This window comes from Streptomyces sp. UF-297, from assembly GCF_058245575.1.
Window position 1 is genome coordinate 14,192 of sequence record NZ_JBSIBZ010000013.1, and the last position, 16,670, is coordinate 30,861.

At 68.9% G+C, this 16,670-nt stretch carries 14 protein-coding genes and 2 pseudogenes; 8 read left to right on the top strand and 8 right to left on the bottom strand.

Going from position 1 to position 16,670, the window contains the following annotated elements:
- The first annotated feature begins 47 nt into the window (after window positions 1–47).
- Window positions 48–215, top strand: a complete 168-nt coding sequence (locus tag AC4IJH_RS10440) for a hypothetical protein (protein ID WP_490851310.1) — start codon at window positions 48–50, stop codon at window positions 213–215.
- 137 nt (window positions 216–352) lie between these two features.
- On the opposite strand, the gene AC4IJH_RS10445 is transcribed toward AC4IJH_RS10440, so the two are convergent.
- A complete protein-coding gene (locus tag AC4IJH_RS10445) occupies window positions 353–1,150 on the bottom strand; it encodes a WecB/TagA/CpsF family glycosyltransferase (RefSeq protein ID WP_490851311.1) in 798 nt (265 codons plus the stop codon).
- Window positions 1,147–2,142, bottom strand: coding sequence for an NAD-dependent epimerase/dehydratase family protein (locus AC4IJH_RS10450; RefSeq protein ID WP_490851312.1), 996 nt, complete (start codon window positions 2,140–2,142; stop codon window positions 1,147–1,149). The genes AC4IJH_RS10445 and AC4IJH_RS10450 overlap by 4 nt, the downstream gene beginning before the upstream one ends.
- Window positions 2,143–2,898: 756 nt before the next feature.
- On the opposite strand from AC4IJH_RS10450, the gene AC4IJH_RS10455 reads away from it, so the two are divergent.
- Together AC4IJH_RS10455 and AC4IJH_RS10460 are read left to right on the top strand one after the other, a co-directional pair.
- On the top strand, window positions 2,899–4,212 hold the full coding sequence (locus tag AC4IJH_RS10455) for a threonine/serine exporter family protein (protein ID WP_490851313.1): 1,314 nt from the start codon (window positions 2,899–2,901) through the stop codon (window positions 4,210–4,212).
- 131 nt (window positions 4,213–4,343) lie between these two features.
- Window positions 4,344–4,579 (top strand): annotated as a pseudogene (locus tag AC4IJH_RS10460) (IS5/IS1182 family transposase); the annotation flags it as partial.
- A 162-nt stretch (window positions 4,580–4,741) separates the two neighbouring features.
- On the opposite strand, the gene AC4IJH_RS10465 reads toward AC4IJH_RS10460, so the two are convergent.
- Window positions 4,742–5,776: an FkbM family methyltransferase gene (locus tag AC4IJH_RS10465; protein ID WP_490851314.1), complete on the bottom strand. Its 1,035-nt coding sequence runs from the start codon at window positions 5,774–5,776 to the stop codon at window positions 4,742–4,744.
- Between the two features lie 636 nt (window positions 5,777–6,412).
- Here AC4IJH_RS10465 and AC4IJH_RS10470 point away from each other — a divergent pair.
- The 4 genes from AC4IJH_RS10470 to AC4IJH_RS10485 all read left to right on the top strand — a co-directional run bounded on the left by AC4IJH_RS10470 (window position 6,413) and on the right by AC4IJH_RS10485 (window position 9,609).
- Window positions 6,413–7,360 (top strand): GlxA family transcriptional regulator, encoded by a 948-nt coding sequence (locus AC4IJH_RS10470; RefSeq protein ID WP_490851315.1) that lies wholly within the window; start codon window positions 6,413–6,415, stop codon window positions 7,358–7,360.
- Window positions 7,361–7,512: 152 nt separating this feature from the next.
- A complete protein-coding gene (locus tag AC4IJH_RS10475; protein ID WP_490851316.1) occupies window positions 7,513–8,139 on the top strand; it encodes a DJ-1/PfpI family protein in 627 nt (208 codons plus the stop codon).
- A 501-nt stretch (window positions 8,140–8,640) separates the two neighbouring features.
- Window positions 8,641–8,826, top strand: coding sequence for a hypothetical protein (locus AC4IJH_RS10480; protein WP_490851317.1), 186 nt, complete (start codon window positions 8,641–8,643; stop codon window positions 8,824–8,826).
- Between the two features lie 42 nt (window positions 8,827–8,868).
- A complete protein-coding gene (locus AC4IJH_RS10485; RefSeq protein ID WP_490851318.1) occupies window positions 8,869–9,609 on the top strand; it encodes a DJ-1/PfpI family protein in 741 nt (246 codons plus the stop codon).
- Between the two features lie 1,074 nt (window positions 9,610–10,683).
- Here the strand turns inward: AC4IJH_RS10485 and AC4IJH_RS10490 are convergent.
- The 5 genes and pseudogenes from AC4IJH_RS10490 to AC4IJH_RS10510 all read right to left on the bottom strand — a co-directional run bounded on the left by AC4IJH_RS10490 (window position 10,684) and on the right by AC4IJH_RS10510 (window position 15,762).
- Window positions 10,684–11,423: pseudogene (locus tag AC4IJH_RS10490) on the bottom strand (DUF6879 family protein).
- 312 nt (window positions 11,424–11,735) lie between these two features.
- A complete protein-coding gene (locus AC4IJH_RS10495) occupies window positions 11,736–12,956 on the bottom strand; it encodes an MFS transporter (protein WP_490851319.1) in 1,221 nt (406 codons plus the stop codon).
- A gap of 67 nt (window positions 12,957–13,023) precedes the next feature.
- Entirely contained in the window at window positions 13,024–13,929 is a 906-nt protein-coding gene (locus AC4IJH_RS10500; RefSeq protein ID WP_490851320.1) for a LysR family transcriptional regulator, read from the bottom strand.
- Between the two features lie 153 nt (window positions 13,930–14,082).
- Window positions 14,083–15,087: a MerR family transcriptional regulator gene (locus AC4IJH_RS10505; protein WP_490851321.1), complete on the bottom strand. Its 1,005-nt coding sequence runs from the start codon at window positions 15,085–15,087 to the stop codon at window positions 14,083–14,085.
- A gap of 15 nt (window positions 15,088–15,102) precedes the next feature.
- Window positions 15,103–15,762 carry a HEAT repeat domain-containing protein gene (locus AC4IJH_RS10510; protein ID WP_490851322.1) on the bottom strand — a complete coding sequence of 220 codons (660 nt, stop codon included), beginning with the start codon at window positions 15,760–15,762 and terminating at the stop codon, window positions 15,103–15,105.
- Window positions 15,763–16,159: 397 nt separating this feature from the next.
- Between AC4IJH_RS10510 and AC4IJH_RS10515 the strand changes: the two genes are divergently transcribed.
- Complete coding sequence (locus AC4IJH_RS10515) at window positions 16,160–16,498, top strand: nuclear transport factor 2 family protein (protein WP_490851323.1); 339 nt, start codon at window positions 16,160–16,162, stop codon at window positions 16,496–16,498.
- Window positions 16,499–16,670 lie beyond the last annotated feature (172 nt).

The following is a 16,670-nucleotide window of genomic DNA, read 5'->3' on the forward strand; positions in this document are numbered from 1 at the left end:
GTGGTGCACCGCCTCGCTCGTCCCTGCGCTGGAGGTGGTGATCGCGGATGCCTTCGCTCAAGCCTCAAGCCGAGGACGTGCGTGCCAAGTTCCCGGAGTCCGGCGACACCGACTACAGCTCGTGGGTGTGCGGCTGGGGCGAAGCGCGATCCTTCGATGTCAGCGGCGGCAGGGGCGATCTGGCGGCTCTTGTCAGGCTGCATACGAACGCGTAGGGCAGCATGGCTGTCGGGTTCGCTCCACGCTCCTGGCGCGGGGCGAACCCGACAGGGCTACGAGTTCGGCATCCTCCGCTTGACTCCGTTCACACCGCTGGGCTGCAGGCTGTGGACGAGCACGATCCGCAGAGTCGTCAGGGGAGTTCGCCCTGAGTCAGGCGCGGTGGGCGCATCGCGATCTGTGCCAGGTAGGCCGGGTTGTTGCGCAGATAGCGTCGCCACAGCCGACGCGGCTCCTTGGCGAGCCGGTAGGACCACTCCAGTCCGTGCCGCTGCATCCAGCCGGGTGCCTGCGGCTTGAGCCCGGCGTGGAAGTCGAAGGCGGCGCCCACGCCGATCAGGGCGGGAGCGGTCAGTCGGTCACGGTGCTCGGCCATCCACCGTTCCTGTTTGGGGGTGGACAGGCCGACCCAGACCAGATCCGCTCCACTGGCGTTGATCCGCTCGACGATCGCGGCGTCTTCTTGCGGCGTGAGCGGCCTGAACGGCGGCGAGTACCCACCGACGATCTTCAGACCGGGGAAACGTCCGGCCAGTCGTTCGCCGAGCAGTTCGGGTACGCCCGCTCCAGCCCCGTAGAGGTACGAACTCCAGCCCCGTTCGGCCGCCTTGGCCAGTACGGTGGTCATCAGGTCGGGGCCGTACACACGGTTCATCCACGGTGCGCCGGCCCGCCGGCCGGCCCACACCATGGGCATGCCGTCGGGGACGGTGAGCCCCGAGCGGTTGTGGATCGTGCGCAGTGCCGGGTCGCGCCGGCTCTCCATCACCCCGTGCACGCCGGTGACGCACACATAGGAGCGCTCGCCCGTGTCGATCCAGCGAGTGATCTCATCCAGTGCCATCGCGGGGTCGACCGTGCTGATGCCGACGCCGAGCACATCGACCCGTGCGATACGCGGTGGACGGCGCTCGGCCGCAAGCTCGGTCACGCGAGGCACGGAAGGCCCGCCAGCTTGGCGCTCACCTGGTCGTACACCCAGCGGTAGGTGGCCTCCAGGCCCGTCAGGAGCGGGATGGAGGGCTCCCAGCCCAGTTCCTTGAAGATGCGGGCGTTGTCGCTGTTGCGGCCGCGCACGCCCAGCGGACCCGGGATGTGACGGTGCGTCAGCTGTACTCCGGCGATCTGCTCGACGATGGCGTAGAGCTGGTTGATGGAGACGAGCTGATCGGAGCCGATGTTGAGCGGGTCGGTGATCTCGCTGCGGGTCAGGCGCAGGGTGCCCTCGACGCAGTCGTCGATGTAGGTGAAGCTGCGGGTCTGCTCCCCGTCGCCCCAGATCTCGATCTCGTTCGAGCCGGTGAGGACGGCGGTGGCTACCTTGCGGCAGGCCGCCGCCGGAGCCTTCTCCCGGCCGCCGTCCCAGGTCCCGTGGGGGCCGTAGACGTTGTGATAGCGCGCGATCCGGGTGGCCAGGCCGTAGTCCTCGCGGAAGTGGCCGGCCATCCGCTCGCTGAAGAGCTTCTCCCACCCGTAGCCGTCTTCGGGCATGGCCGGGTAGGCGTCCTCCTCCCGCAGCGGCGGAGCGACGGTGGAGGTCTGCTTGCCCGCGGCGTACACGCAGGCCGAGGAGGAGTAGAAGTACCGTTCGATACCGCAGTCGCGGGCGGCGAGGAGCATGTGGGTGCTGGAGAGGACCGAGAGCATGCAGGCGGCCTTGTGGGACTCGATGAAGCCCATGCCCCCCATGTCGGCGGCCAGGTGGTAGACCTCCTCGGCGCCGCCGTCCAGCGTCCGCATGCAGGAGTCGCGCAACGAGACATCGCGTACGACGTTTTCCGCACCGTCGTGGAGCTGGTACCAGGCGTCCAGCGGCTTGCGGTCCACGGCCCGCACGCGCTTGCCTTCCGCGAGAAGCGCACCGGTGAGGTGGCCACCGATAAACCCTCCCGCACCGGTCACCACGGCATCGATGTGCGGCATGGTCGCCCTCCTTCTAGTGGACGGAATGAATCGCCGCAAAAGTTACATACGTGCCGTCGCTCGACGTGGATGAACGCAGCGGGCGACGGCGTCCCCATCCGTTTGGGGCAACGCGAACAGCCCGGACGGCGCACCTGGGGCAGGGGCTGCGAAAGGTGTCCCTGGAAGCCGGTGCCGGCGCAGTGAGGGCTCGTGATGATGGTCCGGTCGTGGTCGCCGTTCGCATCTGGGTGCTGCGGGAGAAGGAGAGGATCCGGGGCACACGTCATCGGCGCGGGAGGGGCGCGACCGGGCTCAGGATGGCTGAACTGGAGCACCGAGTGCGTGAGTTGGAGCGCTCAGTGCGTGAGCTGGAGAACGAGAACGCGTTCCCGGGGAGAGCGGCGGCCTTCTTCGTGAGAGGGCCGGCGAGGTGCCCATTGCCTTCCGGGCAGAGCCCGAACTGGGTTTGTGGTCTCCGGGGGCTGGGCCCACCGCTGCGCTCAGACGAGCGGCTGGTGACCACCCAGCAGCGCGCGTTCGGCACCGGGGGAGTCGACCCGCAGCGCGCGGGCACCTCCTTATGCCGCCGCCGTTGCGCCGGACAGTGGATGCTGCCGGCACACGCCCACGGGACACGGGGCAGACCGGCTCGCGGGTGCTTGAGTTGCGCGTCACGGGCCCTGGGACGAAGGGAGAGCGGTGCCGAGCAAGTCGTTGCCGTGGCTGCAGCGGAGCCTGGGGCGATTGCGAGGGCTGGAGGCCGATCCGGATCCGATGCTGGATCCACCGGCGGACGCCGACGCTCCCGATGCCGCGTTCGTCATCGCGCTGTCCCTGTTGATCGCCGAGTCCTTGCTGGCCAATGGCGCGTCCGCCGAGGAGACGGCGGCCGGCATATTGGTGACTTCGGAGGCGTACGGACTCCGGTGGTGCGAGCCCAACGTGACGCTGTGGGTGGTGTCTCTGTCCGGCCGGATGGTAGACGACACCGTGCCCACGGTCGAGCAGCGCGTGGTGCGCCGCCGGACCACGGATTTCACCACCCTGGCCGCCACACAGCAGCTGATTCAGGAGATCAGCGAAGGCAAGGTGTCCGCGCCCGAGGCGCGCGAGCGCGTCTTCGCCCTGCGCCCGGAACCCGTGGACCTGTCCAGGCAGAGCCGGGCGGCCCGCTGGGGCAGGAATGCCGCGCACGGTGGAGTGGTGGCCGCGGCCGGCAGCCTGGTCGCCGGAGGCGACCTGCACGTCATCCTGCCGTCGTTCATCGCTGCCACGCTGGCCCTGCACATCGCCACGACCCTGGCTGCCTACGGAGTGCTGCCCTTCTACCGTTTCGCCGTGGCCGCGCTGCCCGCCGCCGCGGTGGCCGTCCTCATGGACCAGATCGGACACGCGCACGACAGCCCGGCGATCATTGTCGGCGGAGTGCTGGCGCTGCTGCCCGCCCTGACCGTGATCAGCGCGGTCCAGGACTCGCTCACCGGGCATTACCTCACCGCGTACGCGCATCTGATGGACGCTCTGCTGGCCTTCCTCGCCCTGGTATCCGGTATCGGCGCCGCGCTCACGCTCGCCGCTCGGCTGGGCAACAGCCTGCCTTTGCTTCCGCAGACCAGCGAGCTGGACTACTTCTCCTGGCGCCTGCTGGGAGTGGCGCTGTTCACCCTCGCCATCGCTTCACGCATGCGGGTCCCGCCGCGCGGGTGGATCATCGTGATGGCCATGGGGGTCGGCGGCCTGGTGGCCTACATCGCCCTGCGGGACACGGGCCTCTCCCGGCTGCTGTCCATCGGATGCGTGGCCGTGGCGATCGGCACGGCCGGCCAGCTCCTGGCCCGCAGGCAGGGCGTCTCCGCGCTGCCCTGGGTCATCCCTGCCACCGCCCCCTTCCTGCCCGGGAGCATGCTGTACCGGGCCCTGAGCGAACTGGCCGTCGGAAACACACAGGGCGGTACCTCGCACTTGGTTCAGGCCATCGCCTTGTGGATCACTCTTGCGGTAGGGGTCAGCGTCAGCAGCGAAGCGGTCGCCTTTCTACGCCAACTGCGCAGTCGGCACCAGCAAGGTGGCGTCATGGGAAGGACCTAGCACCAGCGCTGGTCACAGCCACGAGGAGTGGGTCCGGGCACGCGGCAGGGGCTGCCGTACACGTCGCCAACGAAGGCAACGCAACCGCTCTCTGCTGCCTGTGATGACGTCCATGAACCCCTTTTCCAACTCACGTGGACGAGACGGTTGAGGCCCTGGCCGCGCGGGCGCCGGGCCTGCGTGAGGCTCTGGTGGGCCTGGGCGGAGGGGACTTCGTCATCGTTGGCGGCTCCCTGATTCCCATCGGCCGGATCCCCGCGACCAGCCGTACTGCAGCCGGAAGCACACGAGGCACGGCATGAACCCCCAGGTCGTCGCTCGCCCGGACGGCACCCCGTTGTGGTTCTCGCGAGTGCTGCCCGGGCGCCCTCCGGCACGTGGTTCAACTCACGCGTCCGCCCGTCGAAGACGGCGCGAACGAGCGGGCCGCGGCCCAGCCGACACCCGACGCGGGTCTTCACCTTCGCGGCATCGGTTTGTCGGTCCCCGGAGGATGAGGACGGCGGCCCGGTCATGGATCCAGCGTTCGCTACTGACCGTGCCGCGGCGCGGCTCCGCTCCCCGCACCTGCGTGGCGCCGAGCGGCCTGGGGGCACGTGGTTCGCGCCGTGGCATAGGGCCGTACGGCTTCGAGGTGGTCGGGCCGACTCACGGCGAGCAGGTTCGAGCGGTGCTCGTCGTCGGTCAGGCACGAGGCCAGGTCCGCGCCGCTGACAGCGCGCAGTTCCCCACAGACCTCATCGATCGCGAAGACCTGCTCGTAGTGATCGAAAAGGAAGCGGGCCAGCTCCCCGGGATCCGCCCCGCAGTGGGCGAGCTGCTCGGGCAGGAACTCGATGAAGAGGGCCGGACGGGCGCGCTCGATGGTCTGCTCCGCGCCCCGCAACGCGAACAGGTCGTACCCCTCGACGTCCACTTTGAGGATGTCGGGCGCGCCCAGGCCCGGCGCGGCGGCCAGGCAGGCGTCGATGCGCGTCTGCGCGACAGTGACCGTGGCAGCGCTCGGGCCGTTCAGCGCGGCCGCCGCGCTGTGTCCGCCGCTGTTAACCGTGGAGAGGTGGAGGGTGAGGGAGCCTTCCGCGTCCCCTACGGCCATGTTCATGATTCGTACCGCGTCGGAGCAGGAGTTGAGCGCGAGATTGCGCTCGAGGGCGGCGACGTTGTCCGGTACGGGCTCGAAGGCGATCACCCGTCCGCCGGGGGGCAGTTGAACGGCTCCCGCGCAGGCGTACAGGCCGATGCTCGCTCCCGCGTCCACGATGCACCTGCTGCGTCGCGCCAGGAGTTCGTAGAGCTCCATTTCCAGGCTCTCGTGACCGCCTGCCTGCAGCGCGGGCAGGACGCAGCGGTCACCACGGGCCGCCGTCAGCCGCAGGCCGCGGTAGGTGACCGCGGGGATGTCGTGTGACGGCGGGAAGGCGGAGCGGTACAGACGGGACGAGACGGCGCGGGTGAGGCGGCTTCCCTGCCAGGGCGTGCCGCGCAAAGCGCGCCTGCCCCGCTGGATGAGTGCCGCCATCAGACGCTGACGGGCCGTCAGCGGGGCAATGCGAGTCTGCTTCATGGATGCATTAGACGATGCGATATCCGTGCGGTGGTGCGAGGCGCACGGTCCGCGCTGCGCCGAACGGATGATTGTCGGATTCACGTCGAGTGTGGAGTTGTCCCGCATCGAAGTCGATGCAGCCCTTGAAAGGAATTCGCTGACTCATGTCCAAGGGGATGCGGGCGGCGAGTGCCGATGCCGTCGCGAGAGCCTGTGCCCGCACCCGGACCTGAAGATCCGGGGCTGGCACCGCGGGCGGCACTGGGTGGTTCCCTTCGGTTTTCGCGGACTCGCGGGGCTCCGGGTTGTGTGAAACTGGCGACCTCGCGTGATCGGGAGCCGCGCATTTCGTACCAGCTGTATCCACGCCGACGAATCAGCCGCCCACAAAGGCGAACTGACGGCTCATCAAATCACCCGCGAGCTGCTGGACGACGGCGCGGACGCCGCACTCGCAGCCACTGAGGGTGCGGACACACCCAAGGTGACTAGCACAGCAATAGCTGCGACAACGTGCCACCAGCGCCCCCCGAAGCGGCCGACGAACGCCTTGGTCGCGTAAAAGACAAAGGACGGCACCAAGGACCGCGACAGCGGCGATCACGGCGAATGCAGCTGCGTGGATGCCGCACGGCCGGAGGTAGCCTCATGCGCATGCATGTGGTTGCGGTTCTCGCGCTCGATGGGGTATCGGCCTTCGATCTCGCCATACCCTGCCAGGTGTTCGCGCTCGTCACCGGTCCCGACGGGACGCCCGCCTACGACGTCCGGGTGTGCGTCGACCACGAGACAGCGGCAACGGCCGGGTGCACGGCGCCCTTTCGTATCTCTTCCTCGTACGGTTGGGACGACGCGCTCGGCGCGGACACGGTCATGGTGCCCGGCATCGCTGCCGAAGGCGCCCCGGACCCCCGGGCAATACGGCTGCTGCGGGAGGCGGCGGACGGCGGAGCCCGCATCGCTTCCATCTGCACCGGCGCCTTCGCCCTGGCGCACGCCGGGCTTCTGGACGGGCGCAGCGCGACGACGCACTGGAGGTTCGCCGATGCGCTGGCCGAGCAGTTTCCGGAGATCCACGTCGACCCGTCCGTGCTGTACGTCGACGAGGGGCAGGTGCTCACGTCGGCCGGCATCGCCGCGGGCCTGGATCTGTGCCTGCACCTGGTGCGCCGCGACTACGGTGCCGCTGCCGCGGCGGACGCCGCGCGGATGCTAGTGATGCCGCCCCAGCGCACCGGCGGGCAGGCGCAGTTCATCAAGCACCGCGCACCCGAGACCGATTCCGCCGACCTTGGCGAGACGCTGCAGTGGATGCAGGGCAAGCTCGGCGAACCGCTTTCCCTGGCCGACATCGCGGCACACGCGATGATGAGCAGGCGCAGCCTGGCCCGGCACTTCCGCGCCCAAACCGGCACGACACCGCTGCGCTGGCTGCTCGCTCAGCGCGTCCAGCGCGCCAGGGAACTCTTGGAGACGACGGGGCTGCCCCTGACGCAGGTTGCGCAGGCGACCGGATTCGGATCGGTCGAGACCTTCCGCCACCATTTCGCCCGGCAGGTCGGCACGACCCCGTCCGCGTACCGGGCCACCTTCCGCCACTGACGGCGTCCCGGGCCCGGAGCCTGGCCGTATCTTGCGCACCATGGGCACGCGCGCCGGTGTTGCCGGTCGGCGGGCGCCGGAAGACTGATCGCGCTCCCGCTTCCCGGCCCGTTCCGGGAACGCGCCACGTCCTCACGTCACGGAGGTCCTTCATGCCTTCCCCGTCCGTTCCTCCGCGCCCCGCGCGCCCGCTGCGAGTCCACACCGTGCTCTACGACGGTGTGGAGGAACAGGACTTCGCCGGCCATATCGAGGTGTTCGGCATCGTCGGCGAGGAGCGCCTCACCCAGTCCTTCGTCACTGTGGACGGAGCTCGCCGGGTGACGACGTCCGCAGGCATGGAGATCGTCTGCCGGGATGCCTGGGCGCCTCACTCGGCCGACGTGATCATCGTCCCCGGCGGGGGCTACGGCGACGGCTCCGGCCTCCAGCGGGAGATCCGCCGCGGCATCCTGCCCCGGGCAGTCGCGGCGGCCCGGAGAGAGGGCCTGGTCCTGGGCGCGGTGTGCTCGGGCACCATGCTGCTGTCCGCCGCCGGCTTGACGAAGGGACGCCGCTGCACCACCCATCACATCGCTCTGGACGACCTCCGGGCCCAGGGGGGTCGCGTGGTCGGCGGCCGGGTCGTCGACGACGGTGACCTGGTCACCTGCGGAGGCGTCACCTCGGGCGTCGACCTCGGGATCTGGCTGATCGAGCGGTTCTTCGGCCCGGACACGGCTCTGTTCGCCGAGGAGGTCCTCGAATACGAGCGCCGCGGCATCGTGAACAGCGCGTGACCGGCGCCGCTCCCGGTACGCCGCCGACCGTGCTCCGGCTTCCGCGTATCGCGGACGTACCACACCCGACACGGACGACTTCCCCATGACCACCTACGGCATGCTCCTCTTCGACACCGCCGAGGAACTCGGCTTCGTCGGTCCCCGGGAGGTCTTCACCACCTCCGCCGCCCTGCGCGAAGGGCTGGCCAGCGCCCTGCCCTGACCGCAGGCCCCGGCCCTGTCCGCTGCGCCAAGGGGATGAGAGTTCTGCCGGATCACACTCCGGACGCCCCCGATCGACGTGCTCCCCCTCCCCGGAGGATCCGGCGCCCGCGAGACCGAACCGCGTAACCCTCGCGTCACCGGCTGAATCGACGCCCCAGCCGCACGGGCCGAGTCGGCCGTCAGCGTCCGCACCGGCGCGCTCCTCCTGCACGCCGCCGGCCCGGCGCGCGTCTGCCGGGTCGCCACCCTGGCAGTACGAGGAAGCGCTTGGCGGCCCGCGACAACGTCACCGTCGTGTCCGACGCCCGGTACGTCGTGGACGACCGCCTGCTGACCAGTCAGGGAGTTCCGCCGGAATCGGACAGCGCGCTCCGGCTCGCAGGACATCCGCATGGCCGCGAGCACGCCCGTGCAGTGCGGCGTGAGATCCGGTACGACCCGGCGCTGCCCTACCTCGCGGACGAACCACTCGCCCGCTGACCGCTCCAACCGCCCCGTCGACAACGAACACAGGAGATCCGCGTGAACCGACGTACCTTGCTGCGCACCGCGACCGCCCTCGGCGCCGCCGGCCTCGCGACCGGCGTCACCGCCACCACGACCGCCGCGGTCGCGGCAACCGGAACCGCCTCACCCCCCGGGCCCGGCCGCCGCGGCCCCCTGCGCGTCCAGGTCGTGCTCTTCCAGGGTGTCGAGGAGCTCGACCTCGCCGCCCCGTACGAAGTGCTCTCCGCCTCCGACCGCTTCACCGACCGCGACGTCAAGGTGCGCTACGTCGCCCTTGACGGTCCCCGTGCCGTCACCGCCTCCTTTGGCACCCGGCTCCGTGCAGACAACCGCTGGGCCCCCGAGGAGGCGGACCTCCTTATCGTGCCCGGCGGCGGATACGCCCGCCGCGAGGGTCCGGGTGTCTGGGCCGAGATCCGCCGGGGCGTCCTGCCTCGTGCCTTGGCCGCCGCCCGCCGGCCGGGGCTGACTATCGCCGGCCTGTGCACCGGCGTGATGCTCCTGTCCGCCGCCGGTGTCACTCGTGGCCGTCCCTGCACCACCCACCACAGAGCGCAGCCGGATCTCGTACAGCAGGGCGGTGTGCTGAAGAAGGCCCGGGTCGTCGACGACGGCGACCTGGTCACCGCCGGCGGTGTCACCTCCGGCCTGGACCTCGCCCTGTGGCTGGTCCGCCGTGAACTGGGCGTCGACGCCGCGCTCGGTCTGGAGTCCATGCTGGAGTACGAGACTCGCGGCACCGTCTGGACCTCCTAGAGGGTTCTGACCGCACGTCAACCCCCGAAAGCCTTCCAAAGCCTCAGGCCGACGCGCCGATGGGTCTCTTCTACCGCCACGTCGGCCTCACTCTCACCGTCGACGACGTAACCGGCGAGGAAGAGGCCGGACTTGACGCCTCCGTGGAATTCTTGTCCCGTATCGCCGCACAGTGGTCGTCGCGGATGTATTCCGGTTCCCCGCCGGAGGACAGGTCGGTCATGGCAGTCGATGGTGAGAACCGTCCTTGTGCCCGGAGTTTCGCACCCTGTCTCCGTCCTTGCCTCCAGTTCCGTCGCCTCATTCGCCCGCTTCCTCGGGGGCACCTGTGCACTGGCATCCAGAGCGGGGTCGCCAGGCAATCGGACATACTCCAGGTTTCCGGATGGGCCCGCGGTAGCCCGCGCGACTTCTGGATTGGCGCCAACGACTACAAGAGTCACGACGGCACCTTCCGGGAACGGTTCGTATGACACGCTCCAGAATTCATTGCTATCCCATGCTCACTCGGCCCGGGGGCTGTCCGGTGTGACGCGTAATGATCTGACAGGTGACTCGGTGGGCTCTATGAGAGACGAGGAGATGTGTCAGATGCAGAGTGGGCATGGCTCATTCCGCATCGGCCTAAGGGGATGAGGCGTGGAGGGCATGGAAAGAAGGATTGTGAAGCCGCGAGAAAGTTTCAGCCAATCACTTCCCGTCGCTGCCCTGGCCAGTGGAACGCTGGTGTTCTGAACCGCGTGGTCATGGAGCCGCGCCGGCTCATCCTCAGCACACACAAGTGGCCACTACGGCTCCATCAGCATTGACTACGGACGCGCCTGGGCGTGGGTTGCCGCCCCCTTCCCCCCAGCGAGCGCGCGGCACTGATCCCAGACGCCAACATGGCTCGGACGGAACAGAGTTGACGCGTCCGCCCCAGTGAATCGGTCAGCCCGAGCCCCGGGGGACGGTGCTGTCCATTCCGCCACGGCAGATGGGGGCCGCCTCTGTCCTTGCCGTTGAGCCCGGTCTGGGTGCGCAGCTCACGGAGTCGCGCGCCCAGGTTGTCCCGTCCGGCCTGAAAATCGGAAGTCACATGGTGGAACGTACCCCTGCCTGGAATTCCGTTGTAGGCGTGGCGTGATGCCACGCCGCGTCGCGGGCCTGGCACGCGGCGAGCACGTCAGCGGGGTCCTCGCTCAGGACGACGCCGAGGGTGGTGTTCTGGTCGTCGAATGCGAACCGGATGAGGAGGCGGGAGTCGAAGAGGCAGAAGTCCCAGTTAGGCAGTCCGATCCGCTCGGCCTCGGCCCGGCCGAGGTTGCGGATGTCCTCGCCGGCCGCGACGTTCCCCAGCCCACTGGCCAGCAGAAAGCGCTGCCCGTCAGTCGGCGGGTCATCGACCAGCCGGACCCGTTCAAAGCGCTTGCCCTGGGCAGTATGGGCCGGACGTTCGCACGCCACTCGTCGTCCGGCTCGGCGGCGATGTCCTCCCCGTCGAGGAACCGCTGCCACTTGGGGCTGCGGCGGTCCGAAGCGTAGCCGCGCCGGGTCTCCAGCCGCCATGCGGTGTGCTTGAACTCCCGGACGGGCGGGGTGACGTCGGAGAACGGGACAAGCTCGGAGGCCGCGCTCCTCGGCGCGAACCGAGTGAGCAGCGAGCGCGGGACGACGACGAACGCCTCCGTCTCTTTCACGTCATGGAGCTGGGCGAGATGCTCGGGATCGGTCACCCGCTCGCCCTGGACCAGGATGTCCTCGGTGCCCTCGACCTCGTACAGGGTCGGACAGTCTCCGTGGTCGCTGGTCGTGCCGATGAACCTGAGCCCCATGTGCGCCTCCCCATCGCTGGTTGATGCCTCAGCATGCGCGGATCGTCCTCCACTCCACTCCGCTTCGAGATTGCGGAAGATTGCGTGAGCTGGCAGTCGAGTTATTGATTGCGCGCAATCCGCCCCGACAACGAACTGGCCGATGCCGGATTGGAGGCCTCAGCAGTCCGCGACTCCTGCCCCGCCTGTGGTGCGAGGACACCCGCACGACGGTCACAGGCGCGGGCTGACCGTCATGCGGATGTACGTCGTAACTCCTCGGTACGAACGGGAGCGAAGGCCGCCCGAGCCGCAACAGGGCCGTGGCCGTAGTCAGGTGGCTCGGCCGCGGCGCTGGGCGAGGGCGAACAGCAGCCCGGCGGCTGCCAGTAGGGACGCGATCCACAGCGGTGTGGTGTAGTCGCTGCCTGCGGCAAGAGCTGCGCCGGCCAGTAGCGGGCCGCCGGCATTGCCGACGTTGAAGGCGGAGATGTTGGCGGCTGAGGCGAGGTTGTCCGCGCCCTGCGCGGTGGCCAGCACCCGGGCCTGCAGCGGAGGGATGACCGCGGCGCCGACCAGGCCGAAGAGGAGGAAGCCGACGACGGCCGCCGGCTTGCTGTGCACCGCGGCGAGCAGCAGCACCGAGACAGCCGCGGTCGCGGCCAGCGCGCCGTACAGCGTCGGCATGAGTGCCCGGTCCGCCAGCCGTCCGGCCAGCGGAGTACCGATGAGCATCCCGATGCCGAGCAGCACCAGCAGCAGCGGTACGGATCGGGAGTCGAAGCCGGTCACCTCGGTGAGCAAGGGGGAGATGTAGGTGAGGACGGTCAAGAACGGCGCCCACCCGAAGGCCGTGGCGGCCAGCGCCAGCCAGACCCGTCCGCGGCGGAAGACCGCCAGCTCGCGCCTGATGTCCGCCTCCGCCTCGCGCGGCACCAGCGGTACGAGCAGTGCGAGAGCGGCCAGCAGCACCACACCGATCACTGTCACGGCCCAGAACGTGGCCCGCCAGCCCAACGCTTGCCCCAGTGCTGTTCCACCCGGAACGCCGAGCACGTTGGCGAGACTCAGTCCCATGAACACCATGGCGATCGCGCTGGCCTTGCGCTGCGGCGCGACGATGCCGGCGGCGACCACCGCGGCGATGCCGACGTAGGCCCCGCCTGCCAGAGCCGACAGCACGCGCCCCGCCAGCAGCGCCGGGTAGGCCGGCGCCAGGGCGCTGACCAGGCTGGCCACGATGAACAGGCCCACCAGCCCCAGCAGCATCCGTTTCCGTGGTGCTTTGGTCCCCAGGATGGTCAGCAGCGGGGCACCTACGACCATCCCCAAGGCGTACCCCGACACCAAGTATCCCGCGGTGGGCAGCGGAACGTCGAAGTCGGCTGCCACTTCGGGCAGCAGTCCGGCGATGACGACTTCGGTCGTGCCGACCGCGAAGGCTCCCAGAGCGAGTGCGAGCAGCGCTGCGGTGCTCCCTCTCCCGCGTGTGCCTGGCGACGAGGTGGTACGTGGCGCTGCTTGTGTTTCTGCAGCGCAAAGGTTGTTGGTCATGGCTTCAGGCTCGCCTGACGGCGGGCCTTGATCAGCCGCGGTCTGCGTAATGATTGGTAAGGCTGACTTACCAATCCTGTGGGGCCGTATCGGCAACCTCTGCGGCCGCCGCGGCGAAGGCCCGTACGCGGGCCGTCTCCCCGGCCGTGCGCCACACCAGCCCGTACTCCAACGGGTCGGCATCACGGAAGGGGAGGTAGACGACGCCCCTCGGCGTGTAGTGCCGCGCGACGTCGGCGCCCACCGGTGAGATGCCCTGCCCGGCGCCGACCTGGGTGAGCGTCTCGTGCAACGTCGCCGCCGACCGGCCGCGCCGCACCGGCTGACCACCGGGAGTTCGCGACGGTGCCAGGTGCTCCTGCCAGTACTGCGGCACATCGCCGGAACAAGCGAAGACCCGGTCGCGGGCAAGGTCCTCCACCGATACTCCGTCCCGCTTGGCCAGCGAGTGATTGGCCGGGACGGCGAGCATCCGTGGCACGCGCAGCACCACCGGGCCCCGGACCAGGTCGTCCTCCTCCACCGGGAACTGTGTGACCAGTAGGTCCACCTGGCCGGTGCGCAGCGGTCCCAGCATGTCCTTGAACTGTGTCTCGTGGATCTCCACCTCTGTGCCCGGGTGCCGGACGGCGAAGATCCGGATCACGTCCATGACGAACTCCCCGGCAGCGCTGCCCAGATAGCCGACCGGCAGGACTCCCTCAACGCCTTTGGCCTCGGCCCGGGCACTCGCCAGAGCCTGCTCGATGCGCTGATAGCCCGGCTGCACCTCCTCGTACAGTCGCTGTGCGAGCGGCGTGAGACGGACCCGGCGGCTGGTCCGCTCGAACAGCGGAGCACCTATGCGACGCTCCAGGCTCTGAATGACCTGGCTCACCCTGGCCCGTGTGACGTGCAAACGCTCAGCTGTACGTCCGAAGTGCAACTCCTCCGCCAGCACCAGGAAACTCTCGATTTCGAGCCGCTCGATCATCCGGCCGACACTACCTGGCCGTCAGATCGGCCAGGCTGAGAGGGAGGAGACCGTCATGCTCGGCGTGTGCGTCTCGGCGAGCCCGCTGCTGCGGCCTTTTCGGCGGCGACCAGCAACCCTGGGCCCCATACACAGCAACCCGGGATTGAATGGTTAGCGTGCGTTGCGCATCCCGAGAATGTATGTCGCGGTGAGCGCAACGGCACGGTCGTCGTCCTGTGACAGATCCGCGAGAGCACGTGACGCCGTGATTCCCGGGATATCCGCGAGCGCCTGTGTCAGCCGTCGGCGTGCAGGCGATTCAAGGGTGCCGTCGGCGAGGCAGCCAACGAGTCTGGTGGCGATCTGATCCGTCAATGCGGGGTCACTCGCCAGCGCGCTCAGCGCATCGGCCGCATCGGCGTCGTTCGCTTCCCCGACGATCATGTCGATGAGCGTCGGGACCGCGTCGGCTACTCCACGCGCCCCGAGCGCCAGCGCTGCATACCTGCGGACCACGATGTCGGAATGCGCGAGGGCGTCCTGCAACAGCGCGGTCGCCTCACCGCTCGGAATCTCGGCAATGGACTGGACGGCGCGCTTCCGCACCTCGGCCACTGGCGAGCCAAGGCCCTCCGCCAGCAGTGCCAGTCCGCGATCGCCCGATTGCGCCAGAGCCCATCGAAGGGCTCCGGCGACGTTCGGGTCCGTCTCGCTCAACGCTGCCTCGACCAGAGCTTCCACCGGCACCGGAACCTCTTCGGCTGAGGACAGAGCCGCGCGCTGGCGCTTGCCAGCGCTCTCGGATCCCAATGCCTGGAGGAGTGCCACGATCTGGAGGACGTCTTCCCAGTCGGCGGGCTCCGCAGCACCGATCCGACGGAGTCGCGTCAGCAGCGCGGTCTCACCCGCAATGCGTTCTCGCGTCTGGCGGATGAGGTCGTCGACGAGCTCGGAGGGTGCGAAGTCGGGATCGTCCAGGGCGCTCCCGACTTCACGCAGCGACAGCCCCAATGACCGCAGGCTCTCGATATGGAAGATCCGCCGGATGTCCTCGCTGGAGTACTCCCGATAACCACCCTCGGTACGCCCCGTCGGCCGCACCAGGCCGAGCGATTCGTAATGCCGGAGCATGCGGGCACTGACCCCGGACCGTCGCGCCACATCACCGATCAACACTGCCTATCACCACTCCTAGCTGGTCATGCCGAGGGCAATGATGCGCTTCGCCTCCTCGATCGCGAACTCGAACCCGGCATCCGGATTGCGCAACAGCCATTCCGTGGCGATCGCGTGCTGACGCACGCGCGGGTCGAGATCCTCCATCGCGCCCCGCAGAGTCGGCATGATCACCTCACCGAGCGCGATCAGCGCCCGGCTGAGGCTCAACTGCATCTCACGCTCGCCGCGCCCGAGCTGCGTCGCCAACACCGCGGTCAGCCCGGGCTCTTCACCTTCGGGTACGAGCACGACCGCTGCCCGCCAGGCGCTCCGCGCCACCTCACCGTCGGCGTCGGTCAGAAGCGCCCGGGTGATCGCCGGCCACGCTCGCCGGTCCCCGATCTTGGACAGGGTGTGCAACGCCTGGCTCCGTGCCTGCGCACGCTCCGAGCGGACTTCGTGGAGAAGCTCCGGGACCGTCATGGATGGTGAATGGCGGGTGAGCGCCCACGTAAGCATTTCCCGCACATAAAATTCGGGCTCGATCGCGCATCGTTCGATGAGCTTGTCGATGAACCGCGGGTCAGGGGTCGTACCGACCGCCAGCGCTGCCTGCAGCCGCACCGAAGAACTGCTGTTCTCCAGCCCCTGGAGGGCTCGCATCGTGTTCGTGTCCTCTTTCGGCATGGTCATCGGGACCACCTCCTTGGCCACAGTGAAAGCCTTGTCACTGTGACAAGGTCAAGCGGGGCCACGCCGCGAGAACACCAGGCACCCTCTGCCCGCCGAGTCCGGCGCTTGTCATGTCAGACGAGACGTGCGACTGGATCCACTTCACCAGCGCACGCAGCCTCGAACCGGCCCCTGTGGCCCGCATCAGGCTGGTCAGGGCGATCATGATCTTCTAACTTGGCCTGGTGCTCGGCGTCGGGGGCAGTACGTCGGTCTGTTGCTGGAGCTGCGGTGAGGGTTGCCCCTGTTCCGGCCTGCTTCACATTGCGGGCGGCCTCGCGCCGGCCACCGCGCTGTTCTCCGTCCGTACGCGTATCCGCTCGGCGCTCGTACCGGCCGGGCGAAGAAGGGAATCACCATGTCTCCGGAAGAGATCGTCGATGGTCAGCTCGCCGCTTACAACGCGGGCGACCTGGAGAAATTCCTGAGCTTCTACATCGACGACATACCGGTCCACGCCTTCCCCTCGGGCGAGGTCCTCGCCGACCGCTCGGGCTCCGCGTTCCGCGAGCGCTATGCCCGGCTCTTCGCGTCCAGCCCGGACCTGCACGCCGAATTGGTATCCCGCGTCCAGCACGGTCGCATCGTGATCGACCAGGAACGGGTCACGGGCTTCATGGGCGACCAGGTCCGCACCGCCATGGCCCTCTATCAGGTGGGCGAGGAACGTATCGAGAAGGTGTGGTTCGCCATCTGAGGCACCATCTGAGGCACCTTCGGGACCTGAGCACGCACGCCGTCCTGCCACTATTTCCGACAGGCGCGGCCGAGCAGGTAATTCCCCGGCCGACCTCGTCCCCGACGGGAGCGCCGACCGGCTGTGCCTGCTCGGCCGACCCGGTGTCCCGCGCACGTGGCCCGGCCGCGTC